Source organism: Bradyrhizobium ganzhouense (genome assembly GCF_049949285.1).
GTDB lineage: Bacteria > Pseudomonadota > Alphaproteobacteria > Rhizobiales > Xanthobacteraceae > Bradyrhizobium > Bradyrhizobium ganzhouense.
Genome location: NZ_CP181318.1, coordinates 1,866,406 through 1,884,324, shown reverse-complemented (window position 1 = coordinate 1,884,324; position 17,919 = coordinate 1,866,406). Strand labels below are relative to the sequence as shown.

The window sequence follows — 17,919 nt, the reverse complement described above, 5'->3', positions numbered from 1 at the left end:
TCGCGTGCGAGCAGAGGTAATTTTTTTGGGAAGGCTCAATGAGTAACAGCGAGGTGGCCAACAGCACTGCGCTCGGCTGGCGCGAAATTGCGTCGCGGCTTCGAACAGCTATTGAGAACAACGACTTCGGAGTCGGAGGCCAAATCCCGACCGAGGTCGAACTGATGCAGAAATTAGGTGCGACACGTTATTCGGTGCGGCGGGCGCTGGGTGCGCTACAGCAGAGCGGCTTGATCCGCATCGAGCAGGGCCGCGGCACATTTGTGCATGACGCCTATTTGGTTTCCTACCAGATCGCCCGCCGCGCGCGTTTCACTGATGTGCTCGTAGCCAACAACATTACGCCGGGCCAGGAGATCCTAACAATCGAGGTCGTCGCTGCGGATGATGAGATACGAGATTTTCTCAAATTGCGGCGCGGTAGCTTCGCGATGTTCATGGAGCTGTTGGGATATGCAAATGGACAAATCGTCAAGCACGACCGAAACTACTTTCCTCTTCCACGCTTTGAGGGATTCGAGAAGGCCTTGAGAGCCAGCCCATCAGTGACGGAGGCGCTCGCGACGGTCGGAGTCTCCGACTATCACCGAGTGAGTACCTCGATCATCGGCCGACTACCGACAGCTGCAGAGGCGCGGCTGCTGCGACAATTGCCAAGCCAGCCCATTTTTGAATGTCAGCGTCTGGACGCCGACGAGAGCAATGACCCAATCATCTACGGGACTACGGTATTCAGCTGCGAGCGAGTGCGCTTGACCGTCTAAATCGCCCTCCATCAGAACAGGCGGAGGCATAAATCCGAGCCTGCTCCACATTTGCGGCAAATTCAAAAGTGTCAAAAATCGCTTCCTCGCACCATAGAGTTTCGATTTTCGGACATTCATGATGGCCTGACCGTCAAGCTGGACGCAATGTTGCGGTTGAAGCGCGGGCACGTCTTCATCGGCCCAAATTCGCCGCTGGGTGAGCAGTGACACACACGCAATCTCAGCGCGGCCGCACGTAGAATCGTCCGCGGCACTTTCGAGCGCCAGGAAACATGGAATGATGGCCAACAACCCGATGAGGCGAAGGAGAAACTGCAGTCGAACTCGGGATCAACGATATTTCTCTTCATCCAGTCAAACGCCGGAAATTTGTCGGAACTATCACGATTAGCCTTTACCTCACGGCGAGCCCCCCTTAAGTTTTCAATTTTTCACGTATTGGTTGAACCTGAAAGCGAGTCGACGTGCAAGAGCACCTACGATCCATTTTGCACCTTCAAGATGAACTTCTTAGCTCAAACAAGATGTATATCGTCGACGAGGTCATTGCAGAAATAGCGCGCGCAATACCCGAAGATGGAAAACTATTGTTCTACATGCGGCAGCGGCGCCACTTCTCCGACCCGCATGCCGCGGAATCCCCCTACTTGCTTTTTCCTTATCTTGCGTTCGAAATTTTTCATGGGAGGATTCGAAGGTTCGGACACAGGAATGACCTACAAGAAAGAGAATCAGAGATCACCGACGAATATTCGGAGAATTCTCTCTCCGAGAGCGCGGTAGTCCGTTGGGCCCCGCATGCTGAGATTAGTCGGTTTCTGATAGAACAGATCCGCCGTACCTTTTTGGTATTTTACCACGTGAGCGGCTCTCGCGAGCACTTCATCGAAAGCGTTTCAAGAAGGTTTGTTCGCGAATTCGTGAGCAGCAAAACGGGCCGCGACATAATTGACTACGATCATCATTTCGCGGAAATTCGACGGCGCCTGGGCATAGATATCTTGCTTGGACTTCAAAGAGATCCATTTTTGAAACTGGATACTGTCCAAAAGATAGACGATATCATCGAAATCGATCGCGGCTCATCGGGCGTTTTGAAAAAAATCGCGAAGAACAAGGATTTCCTGAAAGACCTGTTTGGGTCAATCGCAAGAAAAACAGTCAACTACGGATACATAGACAAACCAAAGATATACTATTGTATCAATACATTGACGGAGGAGCATTTTTTCCTGGATCGGGGAGGTCAAGACACTGGGTTCCAAGTTGCGAGGCAAGCTGTCCTGATTTTCATTAAGGGAGGCGACCGGCTCAGTCTCGACGCGGTCCATAACGCAACGAAGCTCATATCAACGAGCTTGCGTGAGCGGGCATCCGCTGAACGCGAAGATCCCCTGTTTAAGGTCATGCGCGCCGCTCAAGATGCCGAAGAGCGCTTGGGGACATCGCCAGTCGAGAGCCGCGCAGCACTGGAGCTTGAAATACGCAACATTCTGGAGCCTTTTCTTCGCGAAGTTATACAAGCAAGCCAGGCCGAAAAGTTGGCAATCTGGCGCTTTGATCCCTTCAACAAGGAATTTATTGAGATCGCTTCGGTCGGTTTTCCCTCGACCTATCGCCACGTTGCCATTCCTCTGGCGAACGAAGGTTCGTTATGTGTGGCGTCTTACGTTGCTGACCAACCTTTGTGGCAGGAGCATCGCGATCAGAGCACTGTTGATCCTGCCGAGCGACCGCTCCTAAACAACGACATCGGCAAGTTCAGCGACGCCGCTCACGCAAGGCCGATTTGGGTGGGCAGTACAAAGAGCGCTGTGATCGAGTTCGTTTCGTCGCGGGCAAAACGATTGGTCACTGAAGGACAGTATTTCGAGCGCGTCTCGATCACGTGTGGTGAGGTGATCCGGAGGATCGAGCTGGCAAATGATCGATCATGGTTATCGCGAATGTCCTACGTGCATGCCGCTCGTCATCGCATTGAGGCGATCATCAGAGAGATTCAGGAGACAGACGAACAGCGCGCGGGCCAGCTTCGGTCCCTTCTGTCATCGTACTCGATCGTTCAAGATAGCGAAAACCGTTTTCGAAACTTGGAGGATGTGGACGAGCTAACCGACGCCATGGTGAGCGCAGTGCCAAGCTCGACGACGTCCCCCCTTATTCGATCCCTTTGCGAAAAGGTTAGTATTCAGGGGCGAGAACACCGGGCCTCGCCGCGCTCTTATGGGTTGGTTCTAGAGATTCTTGACACTCTAGGTTCGAATGTGGGTCACTCGCCCTTACTGATTGAAGACGTCAGCGTGGAAACGGATTATGATGAGCCCTCCGACATCACAACGATGAAAATCCTTTACCGCCCAAAAGGTGCGCTGCAACAGGCAACGCGCCTTTCGCAGGTCTGCGTTTCACCGATCAAAGACGGCAGATCTGCCACCTACCACTTCGGCCTGTTTTTGTTGGCCGCTCAATTGCGTATGGTTGGCGGAAGTGCGTCTGCAGCGCCCATAGCGGATGATGGTTTTGGCAATTCACACTTCGGCGTAGCATTCTCCATTCCTCTAAACGACAACGAAGGTGCAGTATGAAGCGTCACTTTCGAGTTCTGCTTGTTGAGGATGATCGCGATCGCAGAGGCCGTTTCGTCGCGGTTTGGAAGGGGGCGTTTGGTGCAGCAGGTATCGACGTCGACATTCAGGTTGAGGAAAACTTTGATGACATCGACAGCCTTCTGAAGAAGAGACCTCATGTCGCGATATTTGACAATGTTTTCGAGGTAGGCGGAGGTGGCGCGGTTAAGGCCAGGGATAATCTCGGAATCGAGCAAATCAGTCGACTGAAGCCACATCACACCGACACGGTTTTTGCGCTCTATAGTCTGGCAACGTTCAGTATAGATCAGCTCGGAGTGCGAATACCAAACCCGGACATGCTTGTTACAAAAACGCATCTGTCGAACATCGAGTATCAACACTATCTCGGAAAGACATTGGCATCGCAAGTGCGGCGTTTGCCCTTTAGGAATTTAAGCTTCACGACGCCCGCAGTGCGGCCTGAGTTCGCAGACGTTGAGCCCGAGCTAACTTCGATCATTGAACAATGCATTTTTGGTTTCATGAATGATGAACTTGACGATGAGGTCATTGAAGTTCGACTTCATAAACTCACCGGTGGGTTTTCCGGCTCCAGTGTTTTTCGCCTCGAGTTTTTCGGGTCCACGCGTTACGAAAACATCCCATTCGTTCTGAAGTTCAGTCGAAAAGCCAATGTTTCAAGCGAGGCGACACGGTACAATTCGTTCGTTCGACTACAATTGTCGCACGATATGCGCGTTGATCTGATCGGCTATGGAGAAGCAGGAGAATGGGCAGGTGCTTGCTATGCATTTGCGTTCGGGCGTGCTGATGGGGTGGTAACACTCACGGATAAACTGAAAGATGGCGATGCAGCAGCCGTCACCGCTGCAGTCCAGCGCATATTTTCATCAAATACGACGGGTTGGTACAATCTGAAGAAAACCAAGCCGCAACGGCTTGACGACTACTTCTCGAACTCCGAGGAGTACAAATTGTCGAAAGACGATCGACGGTTGGCAGGTTTGCGCGCAGTCCTGTCGGAGGTCGGCGCTGAAGAAGGTGTGTCGAGTACCGTATCAACAGATACAATCCGTTTTGGGACGTTCGAGTGTGGATCACTTCGCCGTAGCCTAGCAAAGAAAGGCTCAGGAGAAATAAAACTGTGCTTCGGTCATGGCGACTTAAATGCCAATAACATATTCGTCGATGGCTCCGGTCACAACCTCGCTATGATTGATTTTGAGTATGCCGGTCTCGACCACTGCTACAAGGACTTCGTATCGTTGGAATCATCAATTCGGCTGGAATTTCGGCGGTCGGCGCTTCCGGATATCAAACTCCTGGATCTTGTTGAGGTCGAAATGACGTTGTTCCGAAATCTCGATCAACTTCTTTCCGGGGCGCCGGACTATGTCGAGCCGATTCGCGATCTACGAAAGTCGGCAATCGCACGATTCGGTACGCCTTTGGGCTTGAACTATTTCGTCGCGGTCGGACTGCACTCGTTGAAGCTTCTCGGGGTCTCTGCCGGCTGGCGTCCTGACCAAAAGAAGGTCCTGGCTGCGGCCGCCCTCGCCTCGGCGCGCTGCGCGGAACATTAAGGACTGACTTGAGGAGTACCGCCGCACCGACCCGCGGGCTGCGCCTGTGCAGATGGCGCGAACAGCGACCTAACGCCAGCAAAGCCATCCAGCTTGCGAGTTTCCAATTTTCTTGAGGGCCGCCTCCATGACGTTTCAGGAAGCTCGCGCTTTGCCCATAAACCCTCCTTCCAATCCAAATGTGCTCCTTATACGCCGAGATATTTCGCTGGTTGGGCAAGAGGTGACGGCGCGGTCATAAGTTCGGCCTTTAAAGCGAGGTGACCTGCTCCCCAATTTGCCCTCGTTTATAAGTAGAGTCCGTTCTGGGTTTGGCCCCTGTTGGGGCGGGTTGCGAACTCGGTCGGTGTGAGCCCGTTGAGGCTCGTGTGCGGTCGGTTGGTGTTGTAGTCGATCCTCCATTCCTCGATGATCTGGCGGGCCTCGTTGAGATTGGCGAACAGGTGCTCGTTCAGGCACTCGTCACGCAGGCGGCCGTTGAAGCTTTCGATAAAGCCGTTCTGCATCGGCTTGCCGGGCGCGATGTAATGCCACTCGATCCCGAGTTCTTCCTGCCAGGCCAACATCGCATTTGAAGTAAACTCGGTGCCGTTGTCGCTGACGATCATGCGGGGACAGCCGCGGCTTTCAATGATCTGGCCAAGTTCGCGCACCACACGCAAGGCGGTGAGCGAGGTGTCGACGACCAGGCCGAGGCACTCCCGGGTGAAGTCATCGACCAGGGTCAGGACGCGGAAGCGCCGGCCGCTGGAGAGCGTGTCCATCACGAAGTCGAGCGACCAGCGCAGGTTCTGATCCTGCGGGATCGATATCGGCGCCCGGGTGCCCAGTGCCCGTTTACGGCCACCACGTTTACGCACGGTCAGCCGCTCCTCCTTGTAGAGCCGATACAGCTTCTTCCGATTGATCCGGACCCCTTGCCGAGCCAATAGCAGCCCCAGGCGACGGTAGCCGAAGCGGCGCCGTTGCGAAGCCAATTCCTTCAGCCGCGTCCGCAACGGTCCATCGTCCGGCCGTATCGAGGCATAGCGATAGGTCTTCGGCTGCAGGCCAACCAGCCTGCAGGCCCGCCGTTGCGAATAGCCCTTCTCATCGATCGCCCAGGTCACAGCACGTCTCCGCAAACCGGGCGTCAGAAGTTTTTTCCGAGCATCTCCTTCAGCGTCGACGCGTCCAGCATCGACTCCGCCAGCAGCTTCTTTAGCTTGCGGTTCTCCTCTTCCAGGGCCTTCAGCTTGCGGGCGTCGGAGATCTCCATCCCGCCATAGCGCGACCGCCACTTGTAGAAAGTCGCGTCGCTGATGCCGTGCTTGCGGCACAGATCGCTCGCCGACATCCCGGCAGCATGTTCCTTCAGGACCTTGATGATCTGCTCTTCCGTGAACCTGCTCTTACGCATCGTCTGTCTCCTCGGTGGAGAACAGAACCCTAACTCAAAACCGGGGGCGTTTCAGGGGAGCAGGTCAGAGGCTGTGGCTGACGCCCGCACCCTCCGTCATCCTCTCAGCAAACAAAACCGGGCAGCTCAGCTACAGTAATGGAAGATGCTATTTTTCTGTAGATGGCAGAGGCGTCGTGTCGGTTCTCGTGGGCAATATCGGATACTCGATCTTGGGCAGCTGCCCGGTCAGCGAATTCAGAAACGCGACAATGTCGTTCTCTTCCTTATCGCTAAGCTTGGCGCCAAGCTGAACTTCAGCCATCACGCCGACAGCTTGCTTAAGGCTCCAGACCCGACCCGAATGGAAATACGGCGGTCGCAACGCGACGTTGCGCAACGGCGCTGCGCGAAAAACGTACTCGTCGCTGGCCAACTTGGTAACCGCGGATCGGCCCTTGTCGGCGGTCGGAAGCAGGCTGGCGGCTGGCCTTTCGACCGCGCCAAACGGAAAATAGTCCTGTCCACCGACGTTGATTCCATTGTGGCAAGACGAGCATCCGGTTTCCATGAATAGCTTCAATCCAGCTTTCTGCTGATCATCGAGAGCATTCGAATCACCTTCAAGGTACCGATCCAAAGGGGCCGCGGGCGTAATGAGAGTCGCTTCGAAGGCCTCGATCGCCCTTCCGAAATTGTCAAAGGTGACTGGCGATTCCTCATTTGGAAACGCCTTTTTGAACATGACGACGTAGTCGCTCATCGAGTTTAGCGTGCTGATCACATGATCTGGGCTCGCGTTCATTTCGACACTCGCCTGCACGGGACCCTTTGCTTGCGCTTTGAGGTCTGCGGCACGTCCATCCCAGAACTGCGCTACATTGAATACTGCGTTATAGACGGTTGGAGCCCGACGTGGCCCTCGTTGCCAGCCGTGCCCCACCGAGGTCGGCCCGGCATCCACTCCGCCTGTACCTAGATTGTGACAGCTATTGCAGCTAATAATCTCGCTACCGGACACGCGCGGATCGAAGAATAGCATCTTACCGAGGTCGACCTTCTCGCGGGTGACAGGATTGTCCTTCACCGCAGCCACGACCGGCGGGATCGGTTTGAAAGTGCGCCTCGCGGCCTTCATCAGATCATCATCTGCACCGGATGGCGATGAGACCAGAATCGCAACGGCAGCAACACATAACTTGCGTACAAGGCGGAGTTCTCGGACGGATAAATGTCTCCCAATGGACATCATCGATGCTAGTCCGGGGAAATTGGAAGGAGCGACGCCGCATTCCGCGGCCGCCCAGACCAGCGCGATCCAACACAACTTGATATTCATGCTTCACGTCCCACGGCAAGTATTCACAGGAGAGCAAAATGCCCCAGTCTTTGTTCACGCATAGTAGTCTTATGAGACCTATGCCGATTTTCGAAACATGCGCTGGTACCAAATGCGACTAACCTGAGCCCGCTTGGCGCGACTCGTGCGCCCGCACCTTGATGCTGCACTTGGCCAAATTTGGTCGCGCGAACGCGCGCCGCCACACGCGCGAGAGTGGCGTCAAAGTGGTGCCAGCGGCCGACCTCTGTGAGTTTCACGGACGACATAGGCGAAGTCGAGGATCATTTCGTTCTTCAATAGGCCGTGGGATCAGGTCGCCGCCTCTCACGCGGGCTGCGTCCGCGGGAAGTCCGGCTACGATAGAGCTGATAAATGATACGCTTCCTTCTGGCCTAAGAGTTATAGGTTACCGGACGCACGCAGGATTGTGAGAAGTCGGCAACCTGCTTCATGGCGACGATACCGTGCACGCGGTGCTCCATAACTTCTGACTTGGGATGAGCACAGCAAGTCCCGTACCAATTGGGGCGCTCGCGAAATCTACGTGGAGAAGCACTTGAGAGCATCGACGGTCGATTGCGTCGCGCCACAAAGCAATTGCTGCCCACGTCGGAAATATGACACTTCTGTTTCGATCAGCCCAGACAGTGGCTGATATCGACCGCGCACGGCTTGGGACGCGTTTGCTCACTACATCTGTGCCGAGAGCGAGACAAGCAAGCAAAGTAAACGACGGCAACGCCTCACCGGGAATAAAAAACGTCTTTCCAACTTGCCGGATCATGCTTTGCAGCGTCAGGTGTTAATCGAGATGTCTGGATTTTCCGCGGGTCGCGAACGCGAGAAGCGGCGCGCTAGTGAGACTCGCTCGCTGTCAAAGGCTCTTGGAGGTTTTCCGAGTAACGAGCAAATGTCTTGCGATCGGGTGGCATCCGCAACTCAAGCCTTCCAAGGAGACGGCATACGCTATGCCGCGGTCAACTACCAACGCTGGTCATTGATCAAGATGACGGACGTGTGTCAGCTGTGGATTGAGCTGCGGGATCGCCCAAACGACTTGGTCATCGAGAACTGGACCAAGCACGCACTGTACGCCCGACAGGTCGAATGAACCTGCAAGGAACCGGCATGCAATACCAACCAAACTCGGCCGTCGTAAATCATCCAGAGCGACGCGCAGGCCCGTCACTCTCACGAGAGCTTCGCGCTGAGATCTGTTCCAAGAGCGACCTCTTCTTCCTGATGGAAGCTCATGATGCGCTTTCGGCCGCGATCGCCAAGCGCGCCGGCTTCAAAGGTCTCTGGGCCTCGGGCCTGTCCATTGCAAGCTCTCTGGGCTACCGCGATGCCAACGAGGCCTCGTGGAGCCAGTTCGTCGATGTGGTCGAGCGCATAGTGGACTCGACCGAATTGCCCGTGCTGGTTGACGGCGATGGCGGATTCGGGAATTTCAACAATGCGCGCCTTGTGGCACGCAAACTTCGACAGCGTGGCGCTGCCGGGATTGCGCTGGAGGACAGCTGTTTTCCGAAGATCAACTCGTTTGTTGGAGACCGGCATCCGCTAGCCGATATCGACGAGTTCTCCGGTCGACTCCGCGCCGTAAAGGATACGGTGGCGGACGACTTGGTCCTGGTGGCGCGGACCGAAGCGCTGATAGCCGGCCATGGATTGGACGAAGCAATTTCACGTGCTGCCGCTTACGCTGCGGCGGGTGCCGATGCGATCCTCATTCACTCGCGCAAGAGCACCGCTGAGGAGATCATCTCTTTTGCAACTGCCTGGCGAAATCGCCTGCCTGTTGTGATCGTTCCAACGAAATACTATCGGACACCTGTCTCTGCATACCGTGATGCCGGCATCTCCACAGTGATTTGGGCCAACCACTCCGTGCGAGCTGCAATTCTGGCCATGCGACACGTCTGCGATCGCATCATTGCAGAAGAAAGCATTGCCGGCATTGAGCCAAATATCGCGGCTCTCGACGATATTTTTGAGTTGTTGAGGTACGACGAACTTGCCCATGCGGAAGCGCGATATCTCAACCTCACCTGACCTATCCCACCCCCCTACTGGCAGTACCCGCCCTTGACCAAGTCCTGCCAGGCAAGACTCGCTTCCCATCGTCACATGCTTCACGGGAGTGTCCATCGACGCTTGAGGTTGCCTTCCTGACACCGGATATTTCACAAAATAGCGCGAGGGCTCTCATTGATCACTTTCTCTGCGTTGCCGCTGCTTTTGGTTTCTCCGCACGGATCTTCAGGTCGCGATCAGCGCCTAACGCCTTAAATGACGGGTCCCTGCCAATGAAAGGACATTCGATGGCCAGCAATGCTACCAAGAAGGCCGTCATTCTAGCGGCCGGCTTGGGCTCGCGCCTGCGTCCGCTGACAGATCTGCGTCCCAAGCCCCTGGTCGAGATCAACGGCACTCCGATCCTTCACAACGCTCTCCACAATCTGCAAGCGGTCGGTGTCGAGGAGGTGACGATCGTCGTCGGTTATCGGAAAGACGCTATTCAATATGCCTGCGGCAGCTGCTTTGGGAAACTCAAAATCAAATACGTGGAGTCGTCTGTCTTCGCCCACACCGGCAGCGCATATTCCTTATGGTTGGCACGCGACGCACTTCTTTCGGGCGACTGCTTTCTTCTCGAGGGTGATGTCTTTTTCGAGAAGGATGCGTTGCGTTACCTTCTGCTCGGGCCGGCGTCCGATATGGCTGCGGTAGCTCCCTTCGACGAGCTGATGGAAGGGTCAGCAGTCCTTTTGTCGGATAGCGGCTTCATCTCAGCTTTCCGCATGAAGCAGACCGCCGCAAACATTGCAGCGGATGGTCCAAGTCTATTCAAGACGATGAACCTGCTGCGGTTCTCGGCGTCGACCCTCCGGGAAACAATCGTCCCGGCGCTCGACGATATCATCGCTTCGGGAGCTAGGCAGGCATACATCGAGGAGCTTCTTGCCGACTTGGTGGAAAGACGGGGTCTAAAGCTCGCAGTGGCACGTTGTGACGATCTCAAGTGGTACGAAGTCGACAGCGTCGACGATCTGCGCGCGGCGGAGCGCATTTTCGCCTGAACGAACGCCTTCGGTCGTGTCGAATGAACTTCAGACTAAGTGGCAGGTCGAGGTGGCCAGCGAACGATGGTGAAGCGCCCTCGGCGCGGTCCGCAGACGTCAAGGCGGGCACGCGATACGATCACAATTACCTTGCTTTGCCGCGGTCATGACGGGGAAAATGCCTTTTGGTAGCGCCCGAAATTGTTGTCAGCGATTTGGTGCGCGGAAACGTCCTGCACGTGGTACCGGGATCTCGGACTGGCAGCGGGTTGCAATATCGGGCCTATGGCGTCGACCGCAGCGACAATTCTGAAATCTCTCGGGCTTTTTGCCGGTGGCTCGTCCGTCTTTGCAGAAAGGCCGCCCTCCTCGAAGCCGCTTGACATCGCGTGAGCAATCGCGGCTCCTCTCAAGTAGCAGACCCGCGCTATTGAGACCGCTCTTCCTCGAAACCACAGCTGCAGCCATATCGAGCGGTTGAGGGGAACCGTCATCACCGCCGTTATCTGGCCGGCTCCCGCTAAGTCCAGGACCCGACGGAAACGGCTTACCAGCGCGCGATTTCCGAAGGTCAAGTGACTCTAAAGTTTTGGCGGAAACGAGCGCCGCGCGCGAGCCTGTTGATTAGCCTGGATCATTCGCTCCGAGAGCCGCGAATGATAGGGCGCGCTCAGCAGCATCAAAAAGAGCGCCCGGTCGGCTTCATAGCGAGCAGCGGATCGACTGCTTCTTGAACCTGTCATGACCAGCGTGCCTCCGGTCGTGCGGACCGACCACACCCATCTTCGTCTGCGCTGTTTCAAGATAACTTCGAAGATTGGAAATCGATCGGACATGTCATCAGCCCCTCAATAGATAACCTCCACCCCTGGTCTGCATTTCTGCATCGATAGCCAAACCTATGCGGTGCCGGCTTCCTCTTCCGCTCGACTGGTTTTACCCGCACTCGGTGTGGCTTCTTGGAAAGCTTTGATGGACCGCTTCGATCTGCCAATTCCTTGGGCGAAACCTCTTTCGGCAGCGAGCCCCGCGCTCTGGTGGACAATGCTCATTTCGTCATTTCGGCATGCAGGTCTTAAGACACGGAAAGTCGGTAGAGGGCGGCAGGCGTCTCGCCCAGGATCCGCGCTCGAGCGTTCTCGTCTGGGACGAGTTCCTCAAGCCACTCAAGTGTCTGCGCATAGGATGGCGCGTAGGCGTGGGCGGCTGCGACGTGCGGCCACTCCGAGCCCCAGAGCAGCTGTTTCGGCCCGAGCTCCCGCAGCATCCTGCCCGCAGCTGTATGGGCCCAGCCATCTGCGACGCGTCCGATCCCGGACAGCTTCACCCACACCTCTGCTCCCTTTGCGAGCGCCAGGAGTCGTGCAGGGCGAGGATCCCAGGCGGGATCCCGGGTGCTGTCCGCAGGTCCGAAACCGCGGAAGACCAGTCGATGGCTCTCCGCGAGAAGCAACTCTGTGAGGTGCTCAGGTCCTTCGAGGCCACCCGACACCTCCAAGCGCAAGCCCATCCGGAGGACGGCCTGAGGGGATTCGGCCAATGGATCTGGATCGGTGAGGGTTATCGTCAAACCCACTGCACCTGATCGAGCCCACTCCTCCAGCACCTTAGGCCCCAGCGGTTGCACGAGAGGCGGAACGAGCCTCACCGGCACCCGGGACTGGCTCGCCTGGGCGAAGAGCTCGGCCGGATCGTCGTTCAGGAAGGCAGGCTGGACCAGGACCAACCCAGCGTTCTTGGACGCGCGCGTGGCGCCTTCCAGCGTTTCCATGGAGCCGTCGATGGCGGGCGCAGCCTGCCGGCTCATAAGTCGGAAAGCATGCACCTCGCAGTCGATCCTCATGAAGCGCCCTCGCCGCAAAGCTTCGCCGGAATAACGCTCGCGAGGCCGTAGCTCACATACATGTCCAAATCCTCGATGCCAGCGCGAGAGTGGAAATCTTCCAGCGCCTGCTCAAGCACGCTTCCGGTAATATCCGGCTGCGCGTCCCCGCGATGAAGATCTGCCGCCATAACCTCACCGATAGGGCCGTATCCGCACACGGATCGCTCGCGCGCCTCTGCAAATACGGGCTCGCTGCAGATGCTCTTCTTAGTCATTTGGCCGGCAATTTAAGTCTCGTTGCGTGCAGACAACTCAAGACGGTTCGGTTCTCTTGCAGTGAGGCCATTCAAAGGCCCCGCTCTTTGAGGCCTTATGATCATTTCGCGCGATGCAAATACCTTGCAAGCTAACTTCAGGATCGTTCGCAACTCCGGCGTATAATTGTCATCCTTCCGCCAATGCCACCGCCGACTTTTGTCTCGATTGGCGCGCTGTGGCCGGCCGCCGTCTTATGCTTGCGATCGGCTCTAATCATAAGGCCTACACGAGATTTATACGTGCAGCATGACTTCTTTGGTGACACCGAACTCCCTTAGCAATCGCCTAAGTCCATTTTCTAATCCGGATAGCAGTTCCTTTTGCTTCAAGCTCGCAACACAGGATCAGATCACGCAGAAATCCAGCAATTTTTGCGCCATTGCGCAGGATTTCGGAGGGCGTCACCTTCCGCATGGTCCATGAGTTGCGCGCACGAGTGATAATGCGAGAGCGCGTACCCTTCGCGTTCCGGCAGCTAGATGGCCGCAGGAACTGGAGCGGCCGCGATTGAGCGTGGGAAATCGAAGATAGTGCTCAGCAATAAGAGCAGCGAAGCTAGCAACGCCATCCTGACTGGGCTCAGCATATCAAGGCCGTTGACACGAAACAGCATGGCTGTCGTTCACTTTAGCAACGGACGCAGGGGGATAGTTTGCAAAAATTGAAACTGTGAACCAGAAACCAAAGGCCATGATCGAGCACATCGGGGCACAACTTGCCTGCAGGGCTGCGTGATCTCGGCCCACAGCCGCCACCTGGAGTGGGAAGCACGTCGTGTCGAGCTGGCAGCTCATTTGCCGGCCGGCTCCTTGATCATAGCTCGATCATCGATTTTCGAAAGAACGACGACACGGCAGTCGAGAACGTTTGCAAGTCCAAGGCCTCGAATGACCATCGCGGCAACTTCAGGCGTGCCAAGATGGCGAACCATGCCGGCTTCGTCGTGACAGCGGTGCAGGCGTCGATCGCGGAGCCCGATCGTGGAAGAGCCGTCAAAGCCGCATCCGCGGAGCAGATTTGGGCGCTCGGAGTGCGATCCAATAAGGATCCGACCACGACCGCTCCACCTCAAAGCTGAACAAAGGGATCAGATAGTCTCGGAGTATGATCGGTACGTGAGGTTCGCCGGCCTCATCCTCGGTCAACTGTCTGGTCTCATTGGCGTCCGCATATTGAGTTGTGGTCTGGATCAAATGTCTCCTTCCGAAGGAAAACCTCACATCAACGAAAAGGAACAAGGCGCCAGGCTTCAACAACCGCACTGCTGCGATCGCGGCCGCCAAATCGACATAGATTGAATGGCTACCATCGAGATAGACGATGTCAAAAGTCTCTCGATTCTTGGCGAGCCTAATCAGGTTGAACAGGTATGTTCCTGACGTATTTCCCAGAAAGGTGATGTTCGATCGGCGATGCGGGCATTGGCCAGGTCAGCCCGGCGTTCAGCGCAAAGATGTTCGAAGTCCAGGCCCACATAGCGGATGTCGTGCTCGTTGACGAGAAAGAGGCACCCCGGATTTTGTCGAAGCAACTGGACCAGCCGAACATGAGCAGACTGCCTGTATGCCCGTAGTTGCTAGGCAGAGGATGGCTACTGTCAAATAGGACGTCGTGACGGTCACCATTGATCATTCGTCTCGCAGCTGGTCGGAAAATACATCTGGCATGCGGTACCCACGGCCACGCGCCTTCCCTTCCCGGTCACGATCAACGATGGCCAAGGTCGGACCGTTTCCGGCGAACAAGGCGAGCCCAGAATGCCGACGGCGCGTTGAAGTCGGAGCGACGACATTCATGCCGGCTCTTTATTGATGGCGCGTGATAGAGTCGCTCGATCTTTGTTCGCTCCATCTGTCGTGAGCGCCGCCAAATAATGAGTAAAGAGCGATATCGTCCGCGTGTGCGAATCGAGGGAACTCTTGTCGCTCCGTCCCGCCAGCCAATCGTCAAATAGCCTTTTGCGGCCAGCGCCCAGATCAGCGTTTCGGATAAGGGTGTCCCGCGCGGGATATAGCCGTTCGCGTAAGGCTGCGCCGCCGAGGAAACCGGCATTCCGCCAAAGCGTGATGTGCGCCTCCCTTCTCAGTTGCGGATGAGCTTCCGTGCTCAAATGTTCGCGCTTAAAGATCCTGGCCTCGATCGCTACGAAGGGCCCGATATTCAAGCGGATGGTCTCGGACCCGTACCGTCCGTTTTTGTTGTATACATCGGCTGGCAGTTGCCGCCAGTTGCGCAGCGACACGCTGGTCTGCAGAAGGTCGAGCCGAAACAGGCAGACGGTCTCGCGGCTTCCGGGACGGCGTGCGGCTCCGGACGAGACAATATCCGTCTCACCCCAGAACGGCGGCGCGGGAAACAGTCGACGAGCGCCTGGCGCGTCGCCGCGAAGCCTGCTCACCGGATCCGGGCCAATCTGCCCGACGTGGTCGGCGGCGGTCGCCCGGTGGACATGCAGCTCGAACGCCAGCCTCCCGAAGTGGTGCTCATTGTGAGCCAGGAGACCGGAGAGAATGTCGATGTAGTGATAACCGGAATGGCAAAGCATTCCGTAGCCGTAGCGGTAAGGATGATCCTCCCGGGAGAGGATCTCCTCCTCCGTGTTCCACACTCCCGCGTGATGCTCGATACCAATATAGGTGACCGGCGTGCCAAGGTTTCGGGAGGCGCGGCGCGCATAGCGTCCAATCAATTCGTACACTGCGTTGTAGCGGCGCGGCGTCATGACCACGCAACGGCCGCCAGTCCGATTGCAGATCTCCTTGAGCTCGGCTACCGCACCAATCAGACGGTCCGCTGCAGGGCGTCCATTCGACCCCATCGGAAGAATGACCGGCTTGTCGACCAGGCAATCAAGGCCAAGTCCAAGAGCCGCACGAAGGTAACCCAAATGAGCCTTGGGTTCGGTCGCGATGATCACTTTCGTCTCTGGACGTCCCAGAGCAGTCAGGACGTCTTCCCCATGGCCGGAATACCATATCGCCCCTCGCCGGAGATCGGGTACCGATGAGACGCTCGCCGGCTTGCAGGCGCGGGTCCGGAAAAAGGCATCCACGTCGTCTCGCGCACTGTCGAGCTCGATGATATGGAACGCGGCTGCTCGACCGCTGGAGACGGCATCCTCGATCAGAGGAATATATTTCGCCCGGGCATAAGCACCGAGCCCGACGAGAATGATATCTCCTCGCATGCCTTCTGATACTCTCTCACTTTTGCCTCAATCAGAACTTCGGACGCGATGAGGGCAGACACTGGGTCGACCCGACCGACGCTGACAAGGTGGAATTCTGCCTCCTCGCGCACCGAGAACCGCCGATATGGAGACCGCTTTTCATTCATCGTTCGCCGGGTCAGGCGCAGGCCAGCGTACGGTTCTCGACATTCTTCAGGAGGGCGACCTGGCTCGGGCATCGGCCGCAGCTGCTGTTCGCCCGAAATTTCTTGAGAGCCGGCGAGCTACGCCAAACCTTCTCCAGGTCGAATTCCGGCGATCGGATATTGCCGAGGAGAAACTCGCAGCTATCGGGATCCCCGACGACGAAGGAACAGGGATACAAATCGCCGTTTGTAGCGAGGTAGACCGCGGTGGCACCACAGTCGCATTCGGTATATCTGACATTTGGCCGTGGCAGCGACGTATCGACGAAAATCGGCGGCGGCAGTTCGAGGCGCGCTGAGCTGGGCTGCGCAGCAATCCCCATCAAGGCTTCCTGCAGCTCTCGAATTTCGTCAGCCGAGCCCAAGAGCGCATCCTCATTGCCGAGGGCAACGCCCGAGGCGAACATCGGCTTGACCCTGAAGGAGTAGATGCCGATTGACGACAGGAGCCGGTAGGCCTCGAGCGCCTCACCGATGTTGTGCCGGTTAGCAGTCATCCTGGCCTGCACCACGGCCCCGCAATTGGCCGCCTCAGCCATCTGCCGGAGCGCAGAATCGTAAACACCCGCCTTGCCTCGGAAGCGGTCCACCGTGTTCCGCTTCGCACCGTCAAAGCTGAACTGGAACGTCAGCTTCTCGCGATCGTCAAAGAACGAGACGACGTCATAAATTGGAATCTGGCCGAGGCCTCCTGTATTCAACTGGACCTGAAGGCCTCGCTTGTTCGCATGGACCATCAGGGCCGCCGTGCGCGGAAACACGCGCTTGAGAAGCGGCTCGCCCCCCGTCAAAGAGACTTTTCTCAGTGAATATTTGTCGACGAGAAGGTCGACGAACTCCGTCATCTCCTCGATAGATAGTTGTGACGGCTCCAAAAGCTGCTTGTATTGATCCCGATACTCTTCCGGAACATAGCAGTGCTCGCAATGGAGATTGCAGTAGAACGATACACAAATTCTCGCATGGTTGACGACAATGGGTAGCGGATGATCGAGTGGCATAGCGTCCTCCTGGCTTTCTCCCAGAAAGGTTGCAGCAGGATTTATGCCAGTGCGACGCACCGAATCGCCGACGACTTTGAGGGTGCAATGTCGCGCTCCAAACAGCGGATTCCCGACATCAGGCGTGTTTGGTTTCAGACAGACGCGCGCGCACGCCCGTAGCCTGCCAAGCCAGTCCCCCCGCTTCCGACATGCCATCTTCTAACCTTCTCCCAGTAATGCGGGACGCCCGCGTACCCAGAACGATTTGTCGCGTAGCACCCATTCGATTGGCGCCGCGTGCAAGGGACGCTGTCAGACGCGCGATCGTAAACCACGGCTCGCCGATCAGACTCAGCGGGTGGCACACCGATTGCTGAAGCGAAAGAGAAGCCGCCGCCAATACGGTGGGTTTTTTCGGAGTTGCCAATGAAACTCGCCAGATCGATCCTGATGAATGCGCTGCCGAGCGCTTGCAAAGTTGCAACGCCGACTCAATTTCGCGGATGCCGCGACCACCCCAATCCGAACCGAATAGCTGTCGCTTCCAAACAGCAACAGACCACGACGTGTTGCTGCAAGTCGCCGCAAGCGGAAACAGATTTGACGAGAGGCAGATATTCGAGCGCTGTATCCCAACGGTCCTGCGCTGACGACCTTTGAACGCTATGAATTCGGCAGAGGTCGGCTGACGA

General features: G+C 56.6%; 11 protein-coding genes. 5 read left to right on the top strand and 6 right to left on the bottom strand.

Annotated elements, in window-relative coordinates:
- The first annotated feature begins 38 nt into the window (after window positions 1–38).
- The 3 genes from phnF to ACLFLU_RS08730 all read left to right on the top strand — a co-directional run bounded on the left by phnF (window position 39) and on the right by ACLFLU_RS08730 (window position 4,941).
- Window positions 39–764, top strand: a complete 726-nt coding sequence (phnF, locus tag ACLFLU_RS08740) for a phosphonate metabolism transcriptional regulator PhnF (protein ID WP_426411823.1) — start codon at window positions 39–41, stop codon at window positions 762–764.
- Between the two features lie 527 nt (window positions 765–1,291).
- A complete protein-coding gene (locus ACLFLU_RS08735; RefSeq protein WP_426411822.1) occupies window positions 1,292–3,352 on the top strand; it encodes a hypothetical protein in 2,061 nt (686 codons plus the stop codon).
- Entirely contained in the window at window positions 3,349–4,941 is a 1,593-nt protein-coding gene (locus tag ACLFLU_RS08730; protein WP_426411821.1) for a phosphotransferase, read from the top strand. The genes ACLFLU_RS08735 and ACLFLU_RS08730 overlap by 4 nt, the downstream gene beginning before the upstream one ends.
- Before the next feature lie 287 nt (window positions 4,942–5,228).
- Here the strand turns inward: ACLFLU_RS08730 and ACLFLU_RS08725 are convergent.
- A protein-coding gene (locus ACLFLU_RS08725) for an IS3 family transposase (RefSeq protein ID WP_426411820.1) occupies window positions 5,229–6,340 on the bottom strand; the annotation gives its coding sequence in 2 pieces (ribosomal slippage) (window positions 5,229–6,085 and window positions 6,085–6,340; 1,113 coding nt in all).
- Window positions 6,341–6,488: 148 nt separating this feature from the next.
- A complete protein-coding gene (locus ACLFLU_RS08720; RefSeq protein WP_426413946.1) occupies window positions 6,489–7,568 on the bottom strand; it encodes a cytochrome-c peroxidase in 1,080 nt (359 codons plus the stop codon).
- Between the two features lie 1,335 nt (window positions 7,569–8,903).
- Between ACLFLU_RS08720 and aepX the strand changes: the two genes are divergently transcribed.
- Both aepX and ACLFLU_RS08710 read left to right on the top strand, forming a co-directional pair.
- A complete protein-coding gene (gene aepX / locus ACLFLU_RS08715; protein ID WP_426413945.1) occupies window positions 8,904–9,716 on the top strand; it encodes a phosphoenolpyruvate mutase in 813 nt (270 codons plus the stop codon).
- A 269-nt stretch (window positions 9,717–9,985) separates the two neighbouring features.
- Complete coding sequence (locus ACLFLU_RS08710) at window positions 9,986–10,744, top strand: phosphocholine cytidylyltransferase family protein (RefSeq protein WP_426411819.1); 759 nt, start codon at window positions 9,986–9,988, stop codon at window positions 10,742–10,744.
- A gap of 1,057 nt (window positions 10,745–11,801) precedes the next feature.
- Here the strand turns inward: ACLFLU_RS08710 and ACLFLU_RS08705 are convergent.
- From ACLFLU_RS08705 to ACLFLU_RS08690, 4 genes are all read right to left on the bottom strand, one after another.
- A complete protein-coding gene (locus ACLFLU_RS08705) occupies window positions 11,802–12,569 on the bottom strand; it encodes an amidohydrolase family protein (RefSeq protein ID WP_426411818.1) in 768 nt (255 codons plus the stop codon).
- Window positions 12,566–12,826 carry a hypothetical protein gene (locus tag ACLFLU_RS08700; protein WP_426411817.1) on the bottom strand — a complete coding sequence of 87 codons (261 nt, stop codon included), beginning with the start codon at window positions 12,824–12,826 and terminating at the stop codon, window positions 12,566–12,568. Before ACLFLU_RS08700 ends, ACLFLU_RS08705 begins: the two co-directional genes overlap by 4 nt.
- Before the next feature lie 1,835 nt (window positions 12,827–14,661).
- Window positions 14,662–16,056, bottom strand: coding sequence for a hypothetical protein (locus tag ACLFLU_RS08695; protein WP_426411816.1), 1,395 nt, complete (start codon window positions 16,054–16,056; stop codon window positions 14,662–14,664).
- 160 nt (window positions 16,057–16,216) lie between these two features.
- Window positions 16,217–17,245, bottom strand: a complete 1,029-nt coding sequence (locus ACLFLU_RS08690) for a radical SAM protein (protein WP_426411815.1) — start codon at window positions 17,243–17,245, stop codon at window positions 16,217–16,219.
- Window positions 17,246–17,919 lie beyond the last annotated feature (674 nt).